1 protein-coding gene is annotated in these 435 nt (G+C 71.0%); it reads right to left on the reverse strand.

The features are described 5' to 3' along the window. Positions 1 to 122: 122 nt before the first annotated feature. Positions 123 to 435: hypothetical protein (locus ACU8YE_RS25505; protein WP_446930390.1), on the reverse strand; the 313-nt coding region annotated here is incomplete at its 5' end.

Genomic DNA, 435 nt, shown 5'->3' on the forward strand with positions numbered 1-435 from the left:
TGGTCTTGCCTGCGCCGGTCTCGCCGGTGACCACGGTGAGCCCGGGATGCAGCGCGATGGTGGCTTCGCTGATGACGCCGAGGTCGACAATCCGCAGCTCTTCGATCACTCGGGACCCGCGTTCACGAGCACGACCAGGCACGATCGGGAAGCGCCAGCGGGTCCAGCGCCTCGGCCGCCCCTCGCCAGCCCTCGACCCGGAGGCCGAACTTGTTCACCAGCCGGTCCGTGAACGGCGCCTCGGAGAGCCGGGCCAGCCGAAGCCGGTGCCGGCCCTGGACGACCTCGATCTCCATGCCGGGCCGCAGTTCTGCCGCCCGGCGGCCGTCGCACCAGACCACACCGTGGGTGGCCGAGGACTGCACGACCTCGACCACCACCTTGGAGTTCGGGCCCAGCACCAGCGGCCGGGCAAACAGGGCATGGGCACTGAGC

It is taken from the genome of Ralstonia sp. VS2407 (genome assembly GCF_052950655.1).